Source organism: Streptomyces sp. NPDC002276 (assembly GCF_053891435.1).
Genome location: NZ_JBSFCQ010000008.1, coordinates 337,079 through 352,526 on the forward strand (window position 1 = coordinate 337,079; position 15,448 = coordinate 352,526).

The 15,448-nt window shown below is 68.4% G+C and carries 13 protein-coding genes and 2 tRNA genes; 9 read left to right on the forward strand and 6 right to left on the reverse strand.

Annotated elements, in window-relative coordinates; genetic code table 11:
* Positions 1–149: 149 nt before the first annotated feature.
* The 4 genes from gyrB (at position 150) to ACWIHT_RS22620 (ending at position 5,891) form a co-directional block, all read left to right on the forward strand.
* Positions 150–2,210 (forward strand): DNA topoisomerase (ATP-hydrolyzing) subunit B, encoded by a 2,061-nt coding sequence (gene gyrB / locus ACWIHT_RS22605; protein ID WP_456169958.1) that lies wholly within the window; start codon positions 150–152, stop codon positions 2,208–2,210.
* A 42-nt stretch (positions 2,211–2,252) separates the two neighbouring features.
* A complete protein-coding gene (gene gyrA / locus ACWIHT_RS22610) occupies positions 2,253–4,844 on the forward strand; it encodes a DNA gyrase subunit A (protein WP_456169959.1) in 2,592 nt (863 codons plus the stop codon).
* Positions 4,845–4,862: 18 nt separating this feature from the next.
* A complete protein-coding gene (locus tag ACWIHT_RS22615; protein WP_456169960.1) occupies positions 4,863–5,678 on the forward strand; it encodes a DUF3566 domain-containing protein in 816 nt (271 codons plus the stop codon).
* Between the two features lie 136 nt (positions 5,679–5,814).
* Positions 5,815–5,891 (forward strand) — tRNA-Ile (locus tag ACWIHT_RS22620).
* Positions 5,892–5,955: 64 nt separating this feature from the next.
* Here ACWIHT_RS22620 and ACWIHT_RS22625 read toward each other — a convergent pair.
* Both ACWIHT_RS22625 and ACWIHT_RS22630 read right to left on the reverse strand, forming a co-directional pair.
* Positions 5,956–6,864: an NERD domain-containing protein gene (locus ACWIHT_RS22625; RefSeq protein ID WP_456169961.1), complete on the reverse strand. Its 909-nt coding sequence runs from the start codon at positions 6,862–6,864 to the stop codon at positions 5,956–5,958.
* A 257-nt stretch (positions 6,865–7,121) separates the two neighbouring features.
* Entirely contained in the window at positions 7,122–7,487 is a 366-nt protein-coding gene (locus tag ACWIHT_RS22630; protein ID WP_456169962.1) for a DUF6344 domain-containing protein, read from the reverse strand.
* A gap of 337 nt (positions 7,488–7,824) precedes the next feature.
* Here ACWIHT_RS22630 and ACWIHT_RS22635 point away from each other — a divergent pair, with 337 nt between their 5' ends.
* Together ACWIHT_RS22635 and ACWIHT_RS22640 are read left to right on the forward strand one after the other, a co-directional pair.
* Positions 7,825–7,953: a DLW-39 family protein gene (locus ACWIHT_RS22635; RefSeq protein WP_003999697.1), complete on the forward strand. Its 129-nt coding sequence runs from the start codon at positions 7,825–7,827 to the stop codon at positions 7,951–7,953.
* Between the two features lie 152 nt (positions 7,954–8,105).
* Entirely contained in the window at positions 8,106–9,497 is a 1,392-nt protein-coding gene (locus ACWIHT_RS22640; RefSeq protein WP_456169963.1) for a hypothetical protein, read from the forward strand.
* A gap of 32 nt (positions 9,498–9,529) precedes the next feature.
* Here the strand turns inward: ACWIHT_RS22640 and ACWIHT_RS22645 are convergent, their stop codons facing one another.
* A complete protein-coding gene (locus tag ACWIHT_RS22645) occupies positions 9,530–10,930 on the reverse strand; it encodes a serine/threonine-protein kinase (RefSeq protein ID WP_456169964.1) in 1,401 nt (466 codons plus the stop codon).
* Positions 10,931–11,082: 152 nt separating this feature from the next.
* Positions 11,083–11,631, reverse strand: coding sequence for a helix-turn-helix domain-containing protein (locus tag ACWIHT_RS22650; RefSeq protein WP_019073558.1), 549 nt, complete (start codon positions 11,629–11,631; stop codon positions 11,083–11,085).
* A 179-nt stretch (positions 11,632–11,810) separates the two neighbouring features.
* Here ACWIHT_RS22650 and ACWIHT_RS22655 point away from each other — a divergent pair.
* Positions 11,811–11,883 (forward strand) — tRNA-Ala (locus ACWIHT_RS22655).
* Between the two features lie 427 nt (positions 11,884–12,310).
* Here ACWIHT_RS22655 and ACWIHT_RS22660 read toward each other — a convergent pair.
* Positions 12,311–13,021, reverse strand: coding sequence for a DUF5324 family protein (locus ACWIHT_RS22660; RefSeq protein WP_456169965.1), 711 nt, complete (start codon positions 13,019–13,021; stop codon positions 12,311–12,313).
* Between the two features lie 350 nt (positions 13,022–13,371).
* On the opposite strand from ACWIHT_RS22660, the gene ACWIHT_RS22665 reads away from it, so the two are divergent.
* Positions 13,372–13,899 (forward strand): peptidylprolyl isomerase, encoded by a 528-nt coding sequence (locus ACWIHT_RS22665; RefSeq protein ID WP_456169966.1) that lies wholly within the window; start codon positions 13,372–13,374, stop codon positions 13,897–13,899.
* Between the two features lie 98 nt (positions 13,900–13,997).
* Positions 13,998–14,909, forward strand: a complete 912-nt coding sequence (locus tag ACWIHT_RS22670; RefSeq protein ID WP_456169967.1) for a rhomboid family intramembrane serine protease — start codon at positions 13,998–14,000, stop codon at positions 14,907–14,909.
* Positions 14,910–15,156: 247 nt separating this feature from the next.
* Here the strand turns inward: ACWIHT_RS22670 and crgA are convergent, their stop codons facing one another.
* Positions 15,157–15,411 carry a cell division protein CrgA gene (gene crgA, locus ACWIHT_RS22675; protein ID WP_019073554.1) on the reverse strand — a complete coding sequence of 85 codons (255 nt, stop codon included), beginning with the start codon at positions 15,409–15,411 and terminating at the stop codon, positions 15,157–15,159.
* Positions 15,412–15,448: the final 37 nt, after the last annotated feature.

Below are 15,448 nucleotides of genomic sequence, written 5' to 3' on the forward strand. Positions count from 1 at the left end.
TCGGCGCTACCGGTAGACTGGAAGCAATCCCGCCCCACTTGTGGGACAGACACCGAGCAACGCTGACTAAGGCTTACCAACGCAACACGCCGCAGCCGCTCCGGCCACCAGCCTGAGCCTGGCTTGTGCTGTGCCAGAAAGGGCGCTTCGTGGCCGATTCCGGCAACCCCAACGAGAACATCCCGTCCACCGACGCCGGCGCCGACGGCGAGGCTCACTCCTCGAACGGCGAGGTCACCGGCTCGTACGACGCCAGCGCGATCACCGTCCTCGAAGGGCTGGACGCGGTCCGCAAGCGACCCGGTATGTACATCGGCTCGACCGGTGAGCGAGGCCTGCACCACCTGGTGCAGGAGGTCGTCGACAACTCCGTCGACGAGGCGCTGGCCGGCCACGCGGACACGATCGACGTCACGATCCTTCACGACGGCGGCGTGCGCGTCATCGACAACGGCCGCGGCATCCCGGTGGGCATCGTCCCGTCCGAGGGCAAGCCCGCCGTCGAGGTCGTGCTGACCGTGCTGCACGCGGGCGGCAAGTTCGGGGGCGGCGGCTACGCGGTCTCCGGCGGTCTGCACGGCGTGGGCGTCTCCGTAGTGAACGCGCTGTCCAGCAGGGTCGCCGTCGAGGTCAGGACCGACGGTTACCGCTGGACCCAGGACTACAAGCTGGGCGTCCCCACGGCCCCGCTCGCGCAGCACGAGGCCACGTCCGAGACCGGCACCTCGGTCACCTTCTGGGCCGACCCGGACATTTTCGAGACCACCGAGTACTCCTTCGAGACGCTGTCGCGGCGCTTCCAGGAGATGGCGTTCCTCAACAAGGGTTTGACCATCAAACTCACTGACGAGCGCGAGCTGGCCAAGGCCACGGCCGGTGCCGACGAGGCGGGTGCGGACGAGAAGGACGAAGTAAAGACCGTCACGTACCACTACGAGGGCGGCATCGTCGACTACGTGACGTACCTCAACTCCCGCAAGGGAGACGTGGTGCACCCGACGGTCATCGACCTGGAGGCGGAGGACAGGGAGAAGAGCCTCTCCCTTGAGGTCGCCATGCAGTGGAACAGTGGTTACAGCGAGGGTGTGTACTCCTTCGCCAACATCATCCACACGCATGAGGGCGGCACGCACGAAGAGGGCTTCCGGGCCGCGCTGACGTCACTGATCAACAAGTACGCGCGCGACAAGAAGCTGCTCCGCGAGAAGGACGACAACCTCACGGGCGACGACATCCGCGAGGGTCTGACCGCGATCATCTCGGTGAAGCTGGCCGAGCCGCAGTTCGAGGGCCAGACCAAGACCAAGCTCGGCAACACCGAGGCAAAGACCTTCGTACAGAAGGCCGTCTACGAGCACCTGAACGACTGGCTGGACCGCAACCCGAACGAGGCCTCGGACATCATCCGCAAGGGCATCCAGGCGGCCACCGCGCGCGTGGCGGCCCGCAAGGCCCGCGACCTCACCCGTCGCAAGGGCCTCCTGGAGACCGCGTCCCTGCCGGGCAAGCTGTCCGACTGCCAGTCGAACGACCCCACCAAGTGCGAGATCTTCATCGTCGAGGGCGACTCCGCCGGCGGCTCGGCCAAGTCCGGCCGTAACCCGCAGTACCAGGCGATCCTCCCGATCCGCGGCAAGATCCTCAACGTCGAGAAGGCCAGGATCGACAAGATCCTTCAGAACCAGGAGATCCAGGCACTGATCTCCGCCTTCGGCACCGGAGTCCACGAGGACTTCGACATCGCCAGGCTGCGCTATCACAAGATCATCCTGATGGCGGACGCCGACGTCGACGGACAGCACATCAGCACCCTGCTGCTGACCTTCCTGTTCCGCTTCATGCGGCCGCTGGTCGAGGCCGGGCACGTGTTCCTGTCGCGCCCCCCGCTCTACAAGATCAAGTGGGGCCGTGACGACTTCGAGTACGCGTACTCGGACCGCGAGCGCGACGCCCTGATCGAGCTGGGCCGACAGAACGGCAAGCGCATCAAGGAAGACTCGATCCAGCGCTTCAAGGGTCTCGGCGAGATGAACGCCGAGGAGCTGCGCATCACCACGATGGACCAGGAGCACCGCGTCCTCGGCCAGGTCACCCTGGACGACGCCGCGCAGGCCGACGACCTGTTCTCGGTCCTCATGGGCGAGGACGTCGAGGCGCGCCGCCAGTTCATCCAGCGCAACGCCAAGGACGTCCGCTTCCTCGACATCTGAGTCGGTCTCAGCTGACCGCATCAGGAAGGATCTTCACCAGCAATGGCCGACGAGAACACTCCCAGCACGCCTGAAGAGGGCGTCATCACCCAGCGCGTCGAGCCCGTAGGGCTTGAGACGGAGATGCAGCGCTCGTACCTCGACTACGCGATGTCCGTCATCGTGTCGCGCGCCCTGCCCGACGTCCGGGACGGCCTCAAGCCCGTCCACCGCCGCGTCCTGTACGCCATGTACGACGGCGGCTACCGGCCCGAGAAGGGCTTCTACAAGTGCGCCCGTGTCGTCGGCGACGTCATGGGCAACTACCACCCGCACGGCGACTCCTCGATCTACGACGCGCTGGTCCGCCTCGCGCAGCCGTGGTCGATGCGGATGCCGCTGGTGGACTCCAACGGCAACTTCGGCTCCCCGGGCAACGACCCCGCCGCCGCCATGCGCTACACCGAGTGCAAGCTGGCGCCGCTGTCCATGGAGATGGTCCGTGACATCGACGAGGAGACCGTCGACTTCACGGACAACTACGACGGCCGCTCCCAGGAGCCGACCGTCCTGCCCGCCCGCTTCCCGAACCTGCTGATCAACGGCTCGGCGGGCATCGCGGTCGGCATGGCCACCAACATCCCGCCGCACAACCTCCGTGAGGTCGCGGCGGGCGCCCAGTGGTGCCTGGAGAACCCCGAGGCCTCCCACGAGGAGCTGCTCGACGCGCTGATCGAGCGCATCAAGGGCCCCGACTTCCCGACCGGCGCGCTCGTCGTCGGCCGCAAGGGCATCGAGGAGGCGTACCGCACCGGGCGCGGCTCGATCACCATGCGCGCGGTCGTCGAGGTCGAGGAGATCCAGAACCGCCAGTGCCTGGTGGTCACGGAACTGCCCTACCAGACCAACCCCGACAACCTCGCGCAGAAGATCGCCGACCTGGTGAAGGACGGCAAGGTCGGCGGCATCGCGGACGTCCGCGACGAGACGTCGTCCCGTACCGGCCAGCGCCTGGTCATCGTCCTCAAGAGGGACGCGGTCGCCAAGGTCGTACTGAACAACCTCTACAAGCACACGGATCTCCAGTCGAACTTCAGCGCCAACATGCTGGCCCTGGTCGACGGCGTGCCGAGGACCCTCTCCCTGGACGCGTTCATCCGGCACTGGGTGGCGCACCAGATCGAGGTCATCGTCCGCCGTACGAAGTTCCGGCTGCGCAAGGCCGAGGAGCGGGCGCACATCCTGCGTGGCCTCCTGAAGGCCCTGGACGCCATCGACGAGGTCATCGCGCTGATCCGGCGCAGCGACACCGTGGACATCGCGCGCACGGGCCTGATGGGCCTCCTGGAGATCGACGAGATCCAGGCGAACGCGATCCTGGAGATGCAGCTCCGCCGACTGGCCGCCCTGGAGCGCCAGAAGATCATCCAGGAGCACGACGAACTCCAGGCGAAGATCGCCGAGTACAACGCGATCCTGGCCTCCCCGGTCCGCCAGCGCGGCATCGTCAGCGAGGAACTCGCGGCGATCGTCGAGAAGTTCGGCGACGACCGCAAGACGATGCTGGTGCCCTTCGACGGCGACATGTCCATCGAGGACCTCATCGCCGAAGAGGACATCGTCGTCACCATCTCGCGCGGCGGCTACGTCAAGCGCACCAAGGCGGACGACTACCGCTCCCAGAAGCGCGGCGGCAAGGGCGTACGCGGCACGAAGCTCAAGGAAGACGACATCGTCGACCACTTCTTCGTGTCGACGACCCACCACTGGCTGCTGTTCTTCACCAACAAGGGCCGCGTCTACCGCGCGAAGGCGTACGAACTCCCGGACGCCGGCCGCGACGCGCGCGGCCAGCACGTGGCGAACCTGCTCGCCTTCCAGCCGGACGAGGCGATCGCGGAGATCCTCGCGATCCGTGACTACGAGGCGGCGCCCTACCTGGTCCTCGCGACCAAGGGGGGATTGGTGAAGAAGACGCCTCTGAAGGATTACGATTCGCCCCGTTCCGGCGGTGTCATCGCGATCAACCTCCGTGAGACGGAGGACGGTTCCGACGACGAACTGATCGGCGCCGAACTCGTCTCGTCCGAGGACGATCTGCTGCTGATCAGCAAGAAGGCACAGTCGATCAGGTTCACCGCGACCGACGACGCCCTGCGCCCCATGGGGCGTGCCACCTCCGGTGTCAAGGGCATGAGTTTCCGCGAGGGCGACCAGCTTCTCTCGATGAATGTTGTTCGACCCGGTACGTTCGTGTTCACTGCCACAGACGGCGGGTACGCGAAGCGGACCGCCGTCGACGAGTACCGCGTCCAGGGTCGCGGCGGCCTGGGTATCAAGGCCGCCAAGATCGTCGAGGACCGCGGTTCTCTCGTCGGCGCGCTGGTGGTCGAGGAGACCGACGAGATCCTCGCCATCACGCTGTCCGGCGGTGTGATTCGTACGCGAGTCAACGAGGTCAGGGAGACGGGCCGTGACACCATGGGCGTCCAACTGATCAACCTGGGCAAGCGCGATGCCGTCGTAGGTATCGCTCGTAACGCCGAGGCGGGATCCGAGGCGGAGGAAGTCGTCGGCGACGAAGCCGTCGACGAGACCGCCGAGGGTGTCGCGACCACCGGCACTGACGAGGGTGACGCACCCTCGGTCGAGTAGCACGAGGAGAGAGTCATCGTGAGCGGAGCCACGGGCGCCGGATCGACCGGTACGGACACGGACGGCGGCGGCCGTGGCTCCGCCGCGAACGCGACAGATCCGCACACGACCCAACTGCGTGCGATCGACGTGAAGAAGGCCGACTCGCACGCGCCCGACGCACATGGATCCCAGGGATCCCAGGGGGGAACCGTGACGGACACCCGAGGTCCGGGCACTCAGCAGCAGCAGCAGCAGTCGGCCGGGGCGGGCGCCAAGGCTCCGGCCCAGGGGCAGCAGGCGCCCCAGCCGCCCGCACCGCCGACGGCGTCCCCGCTGCCGGGTTCGCCGCTGCCCGGTGAGCGCCAGTCGCAGCAGGCGGCCGGGCCGTACCACCCGCCGCAGGCCTACCCCACGCAGCCGCCCGCCGCCGCCCAGAGCGGTGCCGTACGGCGTCCGCGCACGGGCGCGCGCACCGCGCCGCGCACCCGCAAGGCGCGGCTGCGGGTGGCGAAGGCCGACCCGTGGTCGGTGATGAAGGTCAGCTTCCTGCTCTCCATCGCGCTGGGCATCTGCACGGTCGTGGCGTCCGCGGTGCTGTGGATGGTCATGGACGCGATGGGGGTCTTCTCGACGGTCGGCGGCACGATCTCGGAGGCGACCGGCTCGAACGAGTCGAACGGCTTCGACCTTCAGTCCTTCCTGTCCCTCCCGCACGTCCTGACCTTCTCGGGGATCATCGCGGTCATCGACGTCGTCCTGGCGACGGCCCTCGCGACGCTCGCCGCGTTCATCTACAACCTCTCCGCCGGCTTCGTCGGCGGCATCGAGCTGACGCTCGCCGAGGACGAGTGAGAAGTCGGACGAGAACGCGGGTGTACGGGGGTTGAAACCTCCGTCGGCGGTCCTGTGACTATCGATTTTGGGACTGCCCATGTCGTGCGCTAATCTTCAGGAGTCAGCGCGCGGGACACACTCCGCAGAGCGCGGCGGGGCTATAGCTCAGTTGGTTAGAGCGCATCCCTGATAAGGATGAGGCCACAGGTTCAAATCCTGTTAGCCCCACCAGCACGAAGACCCCCAGCCAGTCGTGGTTGGGGGTTTTTGGCGTCTACGGCCGCTGAACCGCGGGTCAGGACCGCAGCCAGACGCGGCGGTGTCGCGCGACGGCGTAGACCTGCTCGATCTGCTTGGCCGTCAGCCTGCCGGTGAGGGGACCGAGCGCGGACACCTCGCGCTCCTGGTAGATCCGTACGGTGTACTGCGTCGCGGCGCGGTGCAGTGAGGTCACGCCGACGAAGACGAGGACCGGTTCCACCGGGACGGGGAAACCGCAGTGCCGCTCCAACACGCCCTGGACGTAGGCAGCCTCTGCTTTGCTCGCCCTGGCGTACGGGGTCGGCTGACCCCCGTTGACCTTGGCCATGGTGTCGCCCACCCAGACCGAGGCGCCCTGGTGGCACTTGGTGTTGATGCTGAACACTCCGCCGGGGCCGATCAGCAAGTGGTCGATGTCACCACCGTTGGACTTGGGTACGCCGTGCAGGACGCGCCAGCCATGACGGGAGAGCCGCGCCAGCTCCCGGCCCACCCGCCGTTCCCCTTCGAGTCCGACGTACCAGCTGTCCCACTCCGAGGGGCGTCTCAGCACCCTCGTCAAGAGCCGCTGAGCCGGCGACGGGCCACGGGCGGCTATCGCCTCGATCAGGGCCGCGCCCGGGCGGTTCTCCGCGAGATCGTCGGCGACGGTCGCCTTCGGCAGCTCCACCGGCCGAGCGGGGAGGCGCGGGGCGGTCGGCTCGGGGTGCCGAACAGGCTCTCCGGGGGGTGCTTCCGGGCGTTCAGCCGAGTGTGTGGGCGCAGTGGAACGAAGAGTCAGCGAAGCGCCGAGATGGTGCCGCAGCAGGGCCAGGGCCTCGCCCTGATACCGCTGCTCCTTGATCGTGACCACCTTCGTCGGCCGGTCCGCCCAGGCGACGGTGGTGCCATCCGGAAGGTTGACGTAGAGCCGATCCTTGCCGTGTCGTTTCCACGCTTTCACCGTGAGATTCACCGTGAGATCGCCCATTGGCCCGCCCCCGAATATGTGCCGTCCGCACATACATGGCAGCAGCAGACCAGGTGACGGACAAGAGCGCCGGGGCAACATGGCCGAGTAATGGCAGCACTGAGACCCCCGACCGCGACCGGCCGGGGGTATTCACTTCAGGGGCTTCTCTGGAGCGTTGTACGCAAGTTCGCCGCTGTGTCAGAGATGTCGGGGCGGTGGGTGAGTGGTGCGGTGGCGCGGGTCGGGCGTCAGCGCTGGAGGGGGGCCGCCAGGGGTGCCGTCTGCTCGGTGTGGGCCGGGTCGGTGGAGTCGGTGGTGGTCTCCGTGGCCTCGTCCGTGTCCGTCGGCGGGCGGTGGCGGCAGCTGGGGGACTTGCCGTGGGCCTCGGCCCGGATGCGCTGCTTCATCGTGGGGGGCAGGGACCTGGTGACGGACCAGGGGGAGATCGTCGGTGCCGCCGGCTGTGCGGTGGCGCTGGTGGCGGTCGCCCCGGAGCGGAGCGTCGCCGCGGTGGCGGCCGTCGCGGTGATCGTGATGAGTCCGAGCGCGGTGCACAGCGAGATGAAGGCGGTGACGAAGGCGGTCCACAGCTTCATGACCTTGATCTGGGTCATGGCCCCTCACTTTCAGGTTGGGCGATTTGCGTACTTTCCTCATGATGTGTATGGGCGTCGCGAAGTGTGGGACCGCCGGTCGTGGCGCGTCGATGTTCTGATGAACACCACTCGGATGGGTGCAAGAGGGAAGGAAAGTGAAGGAAGAGGAGGAATCGGGGCCAAATTAACGGTCCGTGGGGGTGTGATCACCCTCCGATCGGAGCGGTTCCATCCGCTTCTACTGCGCTGTCCCGGGCGGGAGTTGGCCGCGGAGGCAGGTCACCGATCGGTCTCGGTCGGTGTGTATAGTCGGGCGACAGAGGTCCCCTACGTCAAGGAAAGACGAGGTCGCGCGGTGAAGAAGCTTCTCCTGGTCGCACTGGCCGCCATCGGCGGGCTCCTCGTGTACCGCCAGATCCAGGCGGATCGCGCCGAGCAGGATCTGTGGACGGAGGCGACCGACTCCGTGCCCACGGGTTCGTGAGTACCGAGATCCAGTTCTGAGCACGCCCCGACCGCCTGGCGGTCGGGGCTTTGTGTTGCGCCGTCACGCGAACCCGGTTACCGCCGCCACGACCCGGGCGTTTCGGACGCTTGCACTAATTGCCGGGATGCCACGCGCGCGTGCGGGGCAGGATGGGCCACGTCCGGAGCAACGACGAGGGGTGGCGCGTGATGGGGCGGCGGCGTACGGCGTGGTGGCGGACCCGGACGCGCACGTGGGCGTGGGCGTGGGCGTGGACGCGAGCACAGGGCGGCCGTACCCCCGGTGTCGTACGACGTGCCGGTGTCGTCGTCGCCGTGCTGTGCGCGACCGTCGCCCTGGTGGGGCAGCCCGCCGTCGCGGCCGGGGCGCCGGGCTCCTACGGGTACGACAAGGGCGACCGGGCCGTCAACGGCGCGACCGGTCCGGCGGACGCCGTAGGCCTGAAAACCGGGGGGACGTACCGGAGTTCCCTTCCGCAGGGCGCCACCCTCTACTACGGCCTCACGCTCGACGCCGTGTCCGACGTCTACGCCTCCGTCACCGCCGTGCCCCCGGCCGGCACCACGGTCGCCGCCACCGACGGCATCAGGGTGTCGTTGCGGAACGCCGCCGGAACCGCCTGCACCCACCGGAGCGCCACCTTCGGGGCCAGCAGGAGCCCGTACCCGGTGGCCGCCTGGGCCGTGCGGGAGCCGGGCAACGCGCTGTGCAAGGGGGACGGCCAGTACTACGTGGTCGTCGAACGCGTCGACGCGTCGACTTCCTCGTCGGACACCTGGGGGCTGGAACTCACCGTGGTGTCGGAGCCGCCGCTCACCGAGGCCGGTACCTCCGACGCGCCCCAGGACTGGAACTCCGCCTCGCCCGAGCCCGTCACGGGCGAGGTCAGGAGCCGTGCGGGCGGTTCGGGGTTCGCCGGGGCGGTCGCCGTCGGACAGGGCGTCTGGCGAGGTGACATCGCGCCCGGCGGGACCCTCTTCTACAAGGTGCCGGTCGACTGGGGCCGGCAGCTGTCCGTCACCGCCGACCTGGAGGCCTCGGACGCGGGCAGCGGCTATGTGAGCCGCGCGCTCGACCTGGCGCTCTACAACCCCGTGCGGGCCTCCGTCGACGAGGCGGGCGTCAGCTATCAGGGCGGTCGGAGATCGGCCGCCCTCGACGCCCTGCCGCCCGTCGAGTACCGCAACCGCTATTTCGTCGTCGACCACGCGAGCGGGATGCGCTTCGCCGGGTCGTACTACCTCGTCGTGCACCTGGCCCCGCAGGTGGCCGACGACTTCGGCCAGGGGCCGTTCCAGGTGACGCTGCGCGTGCGGGTCGCCGGTACGGCGCACTCGGGGCCCGGGTACGCGGGGCGGTCCGAACCCCGGAACGCCTTCGACCTCACCGCACAGGACCGCGCGGCGGCCGTGACAGGGAGCGGCGGGGGAGGCGACACCGCGATGAAGGTGCTCGCGGTGGCCGGAATCGGCGCGGGCAGCGTGCTGTTGGCGACGCTCGGCGCGTGGACGGTGGCGGCCCGGCGCCGGACCGCGACGTAGCGGCCCGCCGTACCCCTCCTGACACCTGTCGGTCAGACGCGGGCCAGCGCCCAGAACCCCACGGCGTAGCAGGCCAGCGCCAGCAGCAGGACCGGTATAGCCACCTTCGCGGGCGGCCCGGGGCGACGCCGGGCACGCCTGCCACGGTGCTGCGGGAACGGCGACGCGGTGGGCGGAACCAGCGGGACCTGGGCGGTGTATGAAGCGGTGGAGGCTTCGCCGCGCGGCTGGGGGGAGGGCAGGACATGGGGGACATAGGGGATCTGCGGAGTCTGCGGGGGCGGCAGATGGAAGCTGCCGGTGTCCGACATCGTGGTCGGTGTGGGGGTAGGGGTAGGGGTTGAGGTCGGGGTCGGGGTTGGGGTCGGGATGGACGGCTGGGGGACGACGTCCTGTTGAGGGTCGAGGAGGCCGGAGCCCGCGCCGCCCGCAGCCACACCCGTACCCGCAGCCACACCCGTACCCACACCCGCACCTGTACCCGTACTCGCACCGGTCTCAGGTCCCGTCCCACGCGACGGTGTCGACCCCGTGTCCACCCCGGAAGCCCGCGTCAGCGGTCCCTCGGGTGCGAACCCCGTTGGCAGCGGCCCCACTTGGTCGAAGATCTCGATCAACTCGTCGTCGGGGCCGGGGTCCGGCAGGAGTTCCACGGCCGCCGCGAGCGCCTTGCGCGCCCCCGTGGCCGTACGGAAGCGAGCCCCTGGATCGGGCTGTAGCAGCATCGCCACGACCTGCCACAGCGGCTCGGGAACGCTCTTGGGCGCCCCCGGGGTCCCGTGCTCGGCGAAGTACTGGATGAGCGCCTTGGCGTCCGGCTTGGCCCCCTCCAGCAGATACAACGCCACCAGTCCTACGGCGAACAGGTCGGCGGGGAAGTCGGGTTCGGCGCCCATCATCTGTTCGGGCGCGAGGTAACCCGGCGTGCCCACCACGAGGTTGGTCTCGGTCAGGCGCGCTTCGCCCAGCCGCATCGCGATGCCGAAGTCGGACAGGCGCAGCCGTGGACGGGCCGTGCCGGTGGCTTCGAGGAGCAGGTTGGCGGGCTTGATGTCCCGGTGCACGACACCTTCCGCGTGCACCGCGGCGAGGCCGGAGAGGAGCTGATCGAGCAGTGTGCAGACGAACGAGGGGGGCAACGGGCCGTAGTCCCCGATGAGATGGACCAGCGAACCGCCGGCCACCAGGTCCATGGTGAACAGGACCTTGTCGTCGTCGGCGGCCCAGCTGGCCGGTGCGAGCACATGGGGGTGGTCGATCCGCAGCGCCTGCTCGCGTACGAAGCGCAGCAGCGAGTGTGCGTCGCTCTGTTGCAGGACCTTGGCCGCGACGTAGCGGCGCCGGCGGTGGTCCCAGGCGCGCCAGACCGCGCCGACACCTCCGCGCCCGATCGGGTCGACCAGTTCGTACCGGCCGGCGAAGACCTCACCCATGGCTGTACGTCGCTCCTCCCCCTGTGGCTACCTCCGTTGCTTCCCCCGAGACGAGCGATACGACTCCCCCTTGTGTTCCCCTCGCGTCCCGCTCGCGGCAGTTGCCGTGAGCCCGGCTGTCGAACCCCCGATCGACGGCCGGGCCGTGGTGCTCAGCTCTGGTGGGACTGGTAGTGCGCGACCGCGTCGGAGGTACGGCCGGCGCCGTACACCCGGAGGAACTCTGCCAGTTCGGGGTGGCTCGGGGCGAGGGTGTCGGCCGCGTCGATGATGTCGCCCGCGGCGGCCACCGAGCGCAGCAGTGACTGGATCTCGCGGACCACCCGTTTGACCGTGGGCGCGCCCGAACTGCTCGTCGTGGTCGTGGTGTTGCTGAGCACCGAGCCCCCCTGGGACTTCTTGATCTCGTCCATCCGCTCGGTCGCCTCGGCCGCGCTCACGCTGCCGTCCGCGACCTGTCCCGCCAGGTCCTGCAACAACTGCACCCGCTGCACCACCGCGGGATTGCCGATCTTCGCCCGCTGACCGCTCATCAGCTGGGACAGCATCGGCGCGGACAGTCCCAACACCCCCGCGAGACGAGCCTGGTTGAGGCCAAGATCGTCGATGAGCTTACGGAAGAGCGCCCCCAAAGGCTCCCCGTACCAATTCCGCTGCAGCTCCCGCGCTCTGGCGGTGGCTTCCTGCTGTGCGGCGTCCATTGCGTCTCCCCATCGCTTCCCCAAAACCGCGGTTCGCTCTAGCGAACCACGACGAGCATCTTACGGAGAGTGGTCGTCCACCGGGAGCCCCAAGTTTTTGCGAGATACCGGGGGTGACCCGGTACGCTGGTCTCCGAAGCCCGCCGGTGTGTGGTTCACCGGTCGGATGCTTCCCTAGCGGGGCCTTAGCTCAGTTGGTAGAGCGCTGTCTTTGCATGGCAGATGTCAGGGGTTCGACTCCCCTAGGCTCCACATCCCGCACCGGCCGGTCGCCCTCAGTGGCGTCCGGCCGGTGTTTGTTTGTGCTCGCGAGGTGACGTGCGTCATATAAATGGCGGCTCGTCGTTGCAGTTGTTTGCGCAAATATCGGTGCCGGGTGAGGTCCGCCGGGGTGGTGGGGCGGTGGTCGGCACAGTGTGGGGAACGTGTGTCCCCGTGTGCGGGACGTGTGTGAGCTGGCTGAATACGATCGTGTAGTCAGGGGTGTGCGGTCCGTTAAGGGAGTCCCTGCGGTACTTGTTCACCTGGGGCGTTGCAAACGTCATCGCGGGCAGATTGCGTAAATCAAGGGAGTTCCTCCGCCCGCGCGACTGTTCCACGTGAAACATCGAGGTGGGGCAGGAAACCCTCAAGTCTCCTGCCCCACCTCGATGTTGACGGTGCGTCTGATGTCGGGACGTCAGCGGTGCTCGTCGCGGTCCACGGCCTCCGCGGCCTCGTCCTCGGCCTGCTTCGCCTGGACCTCGGGGTCGAGCACGGACCGACCGCTGCCGTCCACTGAGGAGAGACGGCCCGTCTCGGGCACCTCGGTCGCGGCGGGGGGCTCGACCAGCCAGTCCGGGTTGGCCTGCTTGTCCCACCACTTCCAGGCGGCGAAAGCACCGCCCGCCAGGATGCCCAGCACCGCCAGCCCCTTCGCGAGCCGGCCCGCCCTCGCCCGCCGCTCGTGCTTGCGGACCAGCTTCTGGATCTCCTCGGGCGAGACCTGGCCACGCAGCGCGGCGAGCGCCGCCGCACCGCGCGCGGCTGCCTCGTCCCTGACCGGACCGGCGGCGGCGACCGCCTGCTCGATCCGCGGCCGGGAGTACTCGGCGGCCTGCTGGGCGGCCCTGCGGGTGCGGACGGCGGCCTCCTGGGCCGCCTGGTCGACCTTCGGCGGCACATGGGTGCGGGCCAGTTCCAGACGTGGTGCGAGATGGGCGTCGTACTGCACACGGGCCTGGTCGGCGGCCAGGGACACCTTGGGCGCGAGTCGTACACGTGCCTCGTGGGCGTAGTACGCGGCCTTGTCCTTGGCCGTGTCGGCGTAGGGCGCCACCACTTCCGCGGCGTGCAGCACGCTGTCCTTCGCCGAGCCGGTCGCGGAGCGCACGCTGTCGATGCGGGTCACGGGTTCCTCCTCCTCGGTGGCGTACGTTTCTTCGTCTGTCCACCCAAATAGGGATCATGCCTGCCAGACGGCTACCGGGCATGTGAGGGCGGGCATCCGGGTCACGATCACGGGTAATAGCGGATGAATACGGGGGAACTGGGGGAACGGGGGCTTGTCGTCGACAATGCCACGGATCCTCGCCGCCTGCCCCCGTCCCGGAGTCACTCGGCCGGATTTCTGCGACCCGCCCTGACCCGACCCGCCCCGACCGGACCCGACCCGCCGGACAGGGCCTGGGACAGCGGGCGACTCGGCGCGGTCGGCGTGCGAGGATCTGGGGGTCACAGAAAGACAACGGAAGGCAGATCGTGGCTGAGCAGCTTTACGCCACCCTGAAGACCAGCCTTGGCGACATCGAGGTCCGGCTGCTGCCGAACCACGCTCCCAAGACGGTCCAGAACTTCGTCGAGCTCGCCACGGGTGAGCGTGAGTGGACCAACCCCGAGACGGGCGAGAAGTCCAAGGACAAGCTCTACGACGGCACGGTCTTCCACCGGGTGATCAGCGGTTTCATGATCCAGGGCGGGGACCCGCTGGGCAACGGCACCGGCGGCCCCGGCTACCAGTTCGCGGACGAGTTCCACCCGGACCTGCGCTTCGACAAGCCCTATCTGCTCGCCATGGCCAACGCCGGTCCGGGCACCAACGGCTCGCAGTTCTTCGTCACCGTCTCCCCGACGGCCTGGCTGACCCGCAAGCACACCATCTTCGGTGAGGTCACCGACCCGGCGAGCCAGAAGGTCGTGGACACCATCGCGACCGCGGCGACCAACCCGCGCACCGACCGCCCGCTCCAGGACGTGGTCATCGAGTCGGTCGTCGTCGAGACCCGCTAGGGCAGGACACCGGCTCTTACCGACGGGAACCAAACGCCCCGTTCATCCGTAAGGATGGGCGGGGCGGTGCATTGCGTACGAAGGATTGAGGGGACCCCATGGACCAGGCGCCAGGCAGCCCGCAGGGCCCGGAGGAACAGCGGCCCCCGGACGCCCAGAGCCTGCCGGGTTGTTATCGCCACCCGGACCGCGAGACCGGCATCCGCTGCACCCGCTGCGAGCGCCCGATCTGCCCCGAGTGCATGGTCAGCGCCTCGGTCGGCTTCCAGTGCCCGGAGTGCGTGCGCGGCGGCTCCGGCACGGGGCACGCCCCGACCGCGGCCCAGCCCCGCACGATCGCCGGCGGCAGGGTGGCGGCGGACCCGCGGCTCGTGACCAAGATCCTGATCGGGATCTGCGTCGCCGCGTATCTGGTTCAGCGGGTTGGCGGCCAGTTCACGGACAATTTCGATCTGATCGGCAAGGTCTCGGCCACCGGTCTGCCGCCCTACGACGGCGTATCCGCGGGGCAGTGGTACCGGCTGCTGACCGCGATGTTCCTGCACGCCAGCCCGATCCACATCATCTTCAACATGATGAGCCTGTGGTGGATCGGCGGTCCCTTGGAGGCGGCCCTCGGCCGCGCCCGCTATCTCGCGCTCTACTTCGTCTCGGGTCTCGCGGGCAGCGCGCTCACCTATCTGATCGCCGCCCCGAACCAGCCCTCGCTCGGCGCCTCCGGCGCCATCTTCGGCCTTCTGGGAGCGACTGGCATTCTGCTGCGCCGCCTCAACTACGACCTGCGGCCGCTCATCGCCATCCTGGTGATCAACCTGATCTTCACCTTCAACCCGGGAATGAACATCGCCTGGGAAGCCCACATCGGCGGCCTCGTAGCCGGATTCATCACGGGCTACGCGATGGTCCACGCCCCCCGCGAGCGGCGGGCCCTGATCCAGTACGGCACCTGTGCGGTCGTACTCGTGATCGTCGTGGTGTTGACGCTGATCAGGACGGCTCAGCTCAGCTGATATCAAACCGTTGTCCACAGTGCGTGGCGGATCTTGTGCATACCGTGGAGAACAGCTGTGCCCCCTGTCACCGACCCGTGTTTGTGCAGGTCAGGCAGGGGGCGAACAGGCTTGCGGTTGCCGGTGTGTCAGTCACACCAGCGTCAACACCCAGTGGGTTATCCACAGATCGTCGTTCTTTTTCCCCAGGCTCGCTGTGGATACTTCTCTGGCCTGTGGATAACTCAGTGGAAAGCCGTGGGCAGAGCTACTTCCACTGGGTCGAGACGCCGAACCCGGCGGCGATGAAGCCGAAGCCCACCACGATGTTCCAGTTGTCCAGGCTGTCGATGGGCATGGAGCCGTCGGTGACGTAGAAGACGACGATCCAGGCCAGTCCGATGACGAACATGGCCAGCATGACCGGAGCGACCCAGGCACGGCTGTTCAACTTGATGGCGGTCGCCGTCTTCGCCGGCGGCGGCGTGTAGTCGGCCTTCTTGCGGATACGTGACTTCGGCACGAGGGTCTCTCCTGTCGATGCGCTGCGTGGCCGCGCA

Bases quoted from the DNA above. Each gene is read 5' to 3' on its own strand.
- ACWIHT_RS22630 (WP_456169962.1), bottom strand. From the start codon at position 7,487: ATGACCCAGATCAAGGTCATGAAGCTGTGGACCGCCTTCGTCACCGCC.
- ACWIHT_RS22650 (WP_019073558.1), bottom strand. From the start codon at position 11,631: ATGGACGCCGCACAGCAGGAAGCCACCGCCAGAGCGCGGGAGCTGCAG.
- ACWIHT_RS22645 (WP_456169964.1), bottom strand. From the start codon at position 10,930: ATGGGTGAGGTCTTCGCCGGCCGGTACGAACTGGTCGACCCGATCGGG.
- ACWIHT_RS22670 (WP_456169967.1), top strand. From the start codon at position 13,998: ATGGACCAGGCGCCAGGCAGCCCGCAGGGCCCGGAGGAACAGCGGCCC.
- ACWIHT_RS22640 (WP_456169963.1), top strand. From the start codon at position 8,106: ATGGGCCACGTCCGGAGCAACGACGAGGGGTGGCGCGTGATGGGGCGG.
- gyrA (WP_456169959.1), top strand. From the start codon at position 2,253: ATGGCCGACGAGAACACTCCCAGCACGCCTGAAGAGGGCGTCATCACC.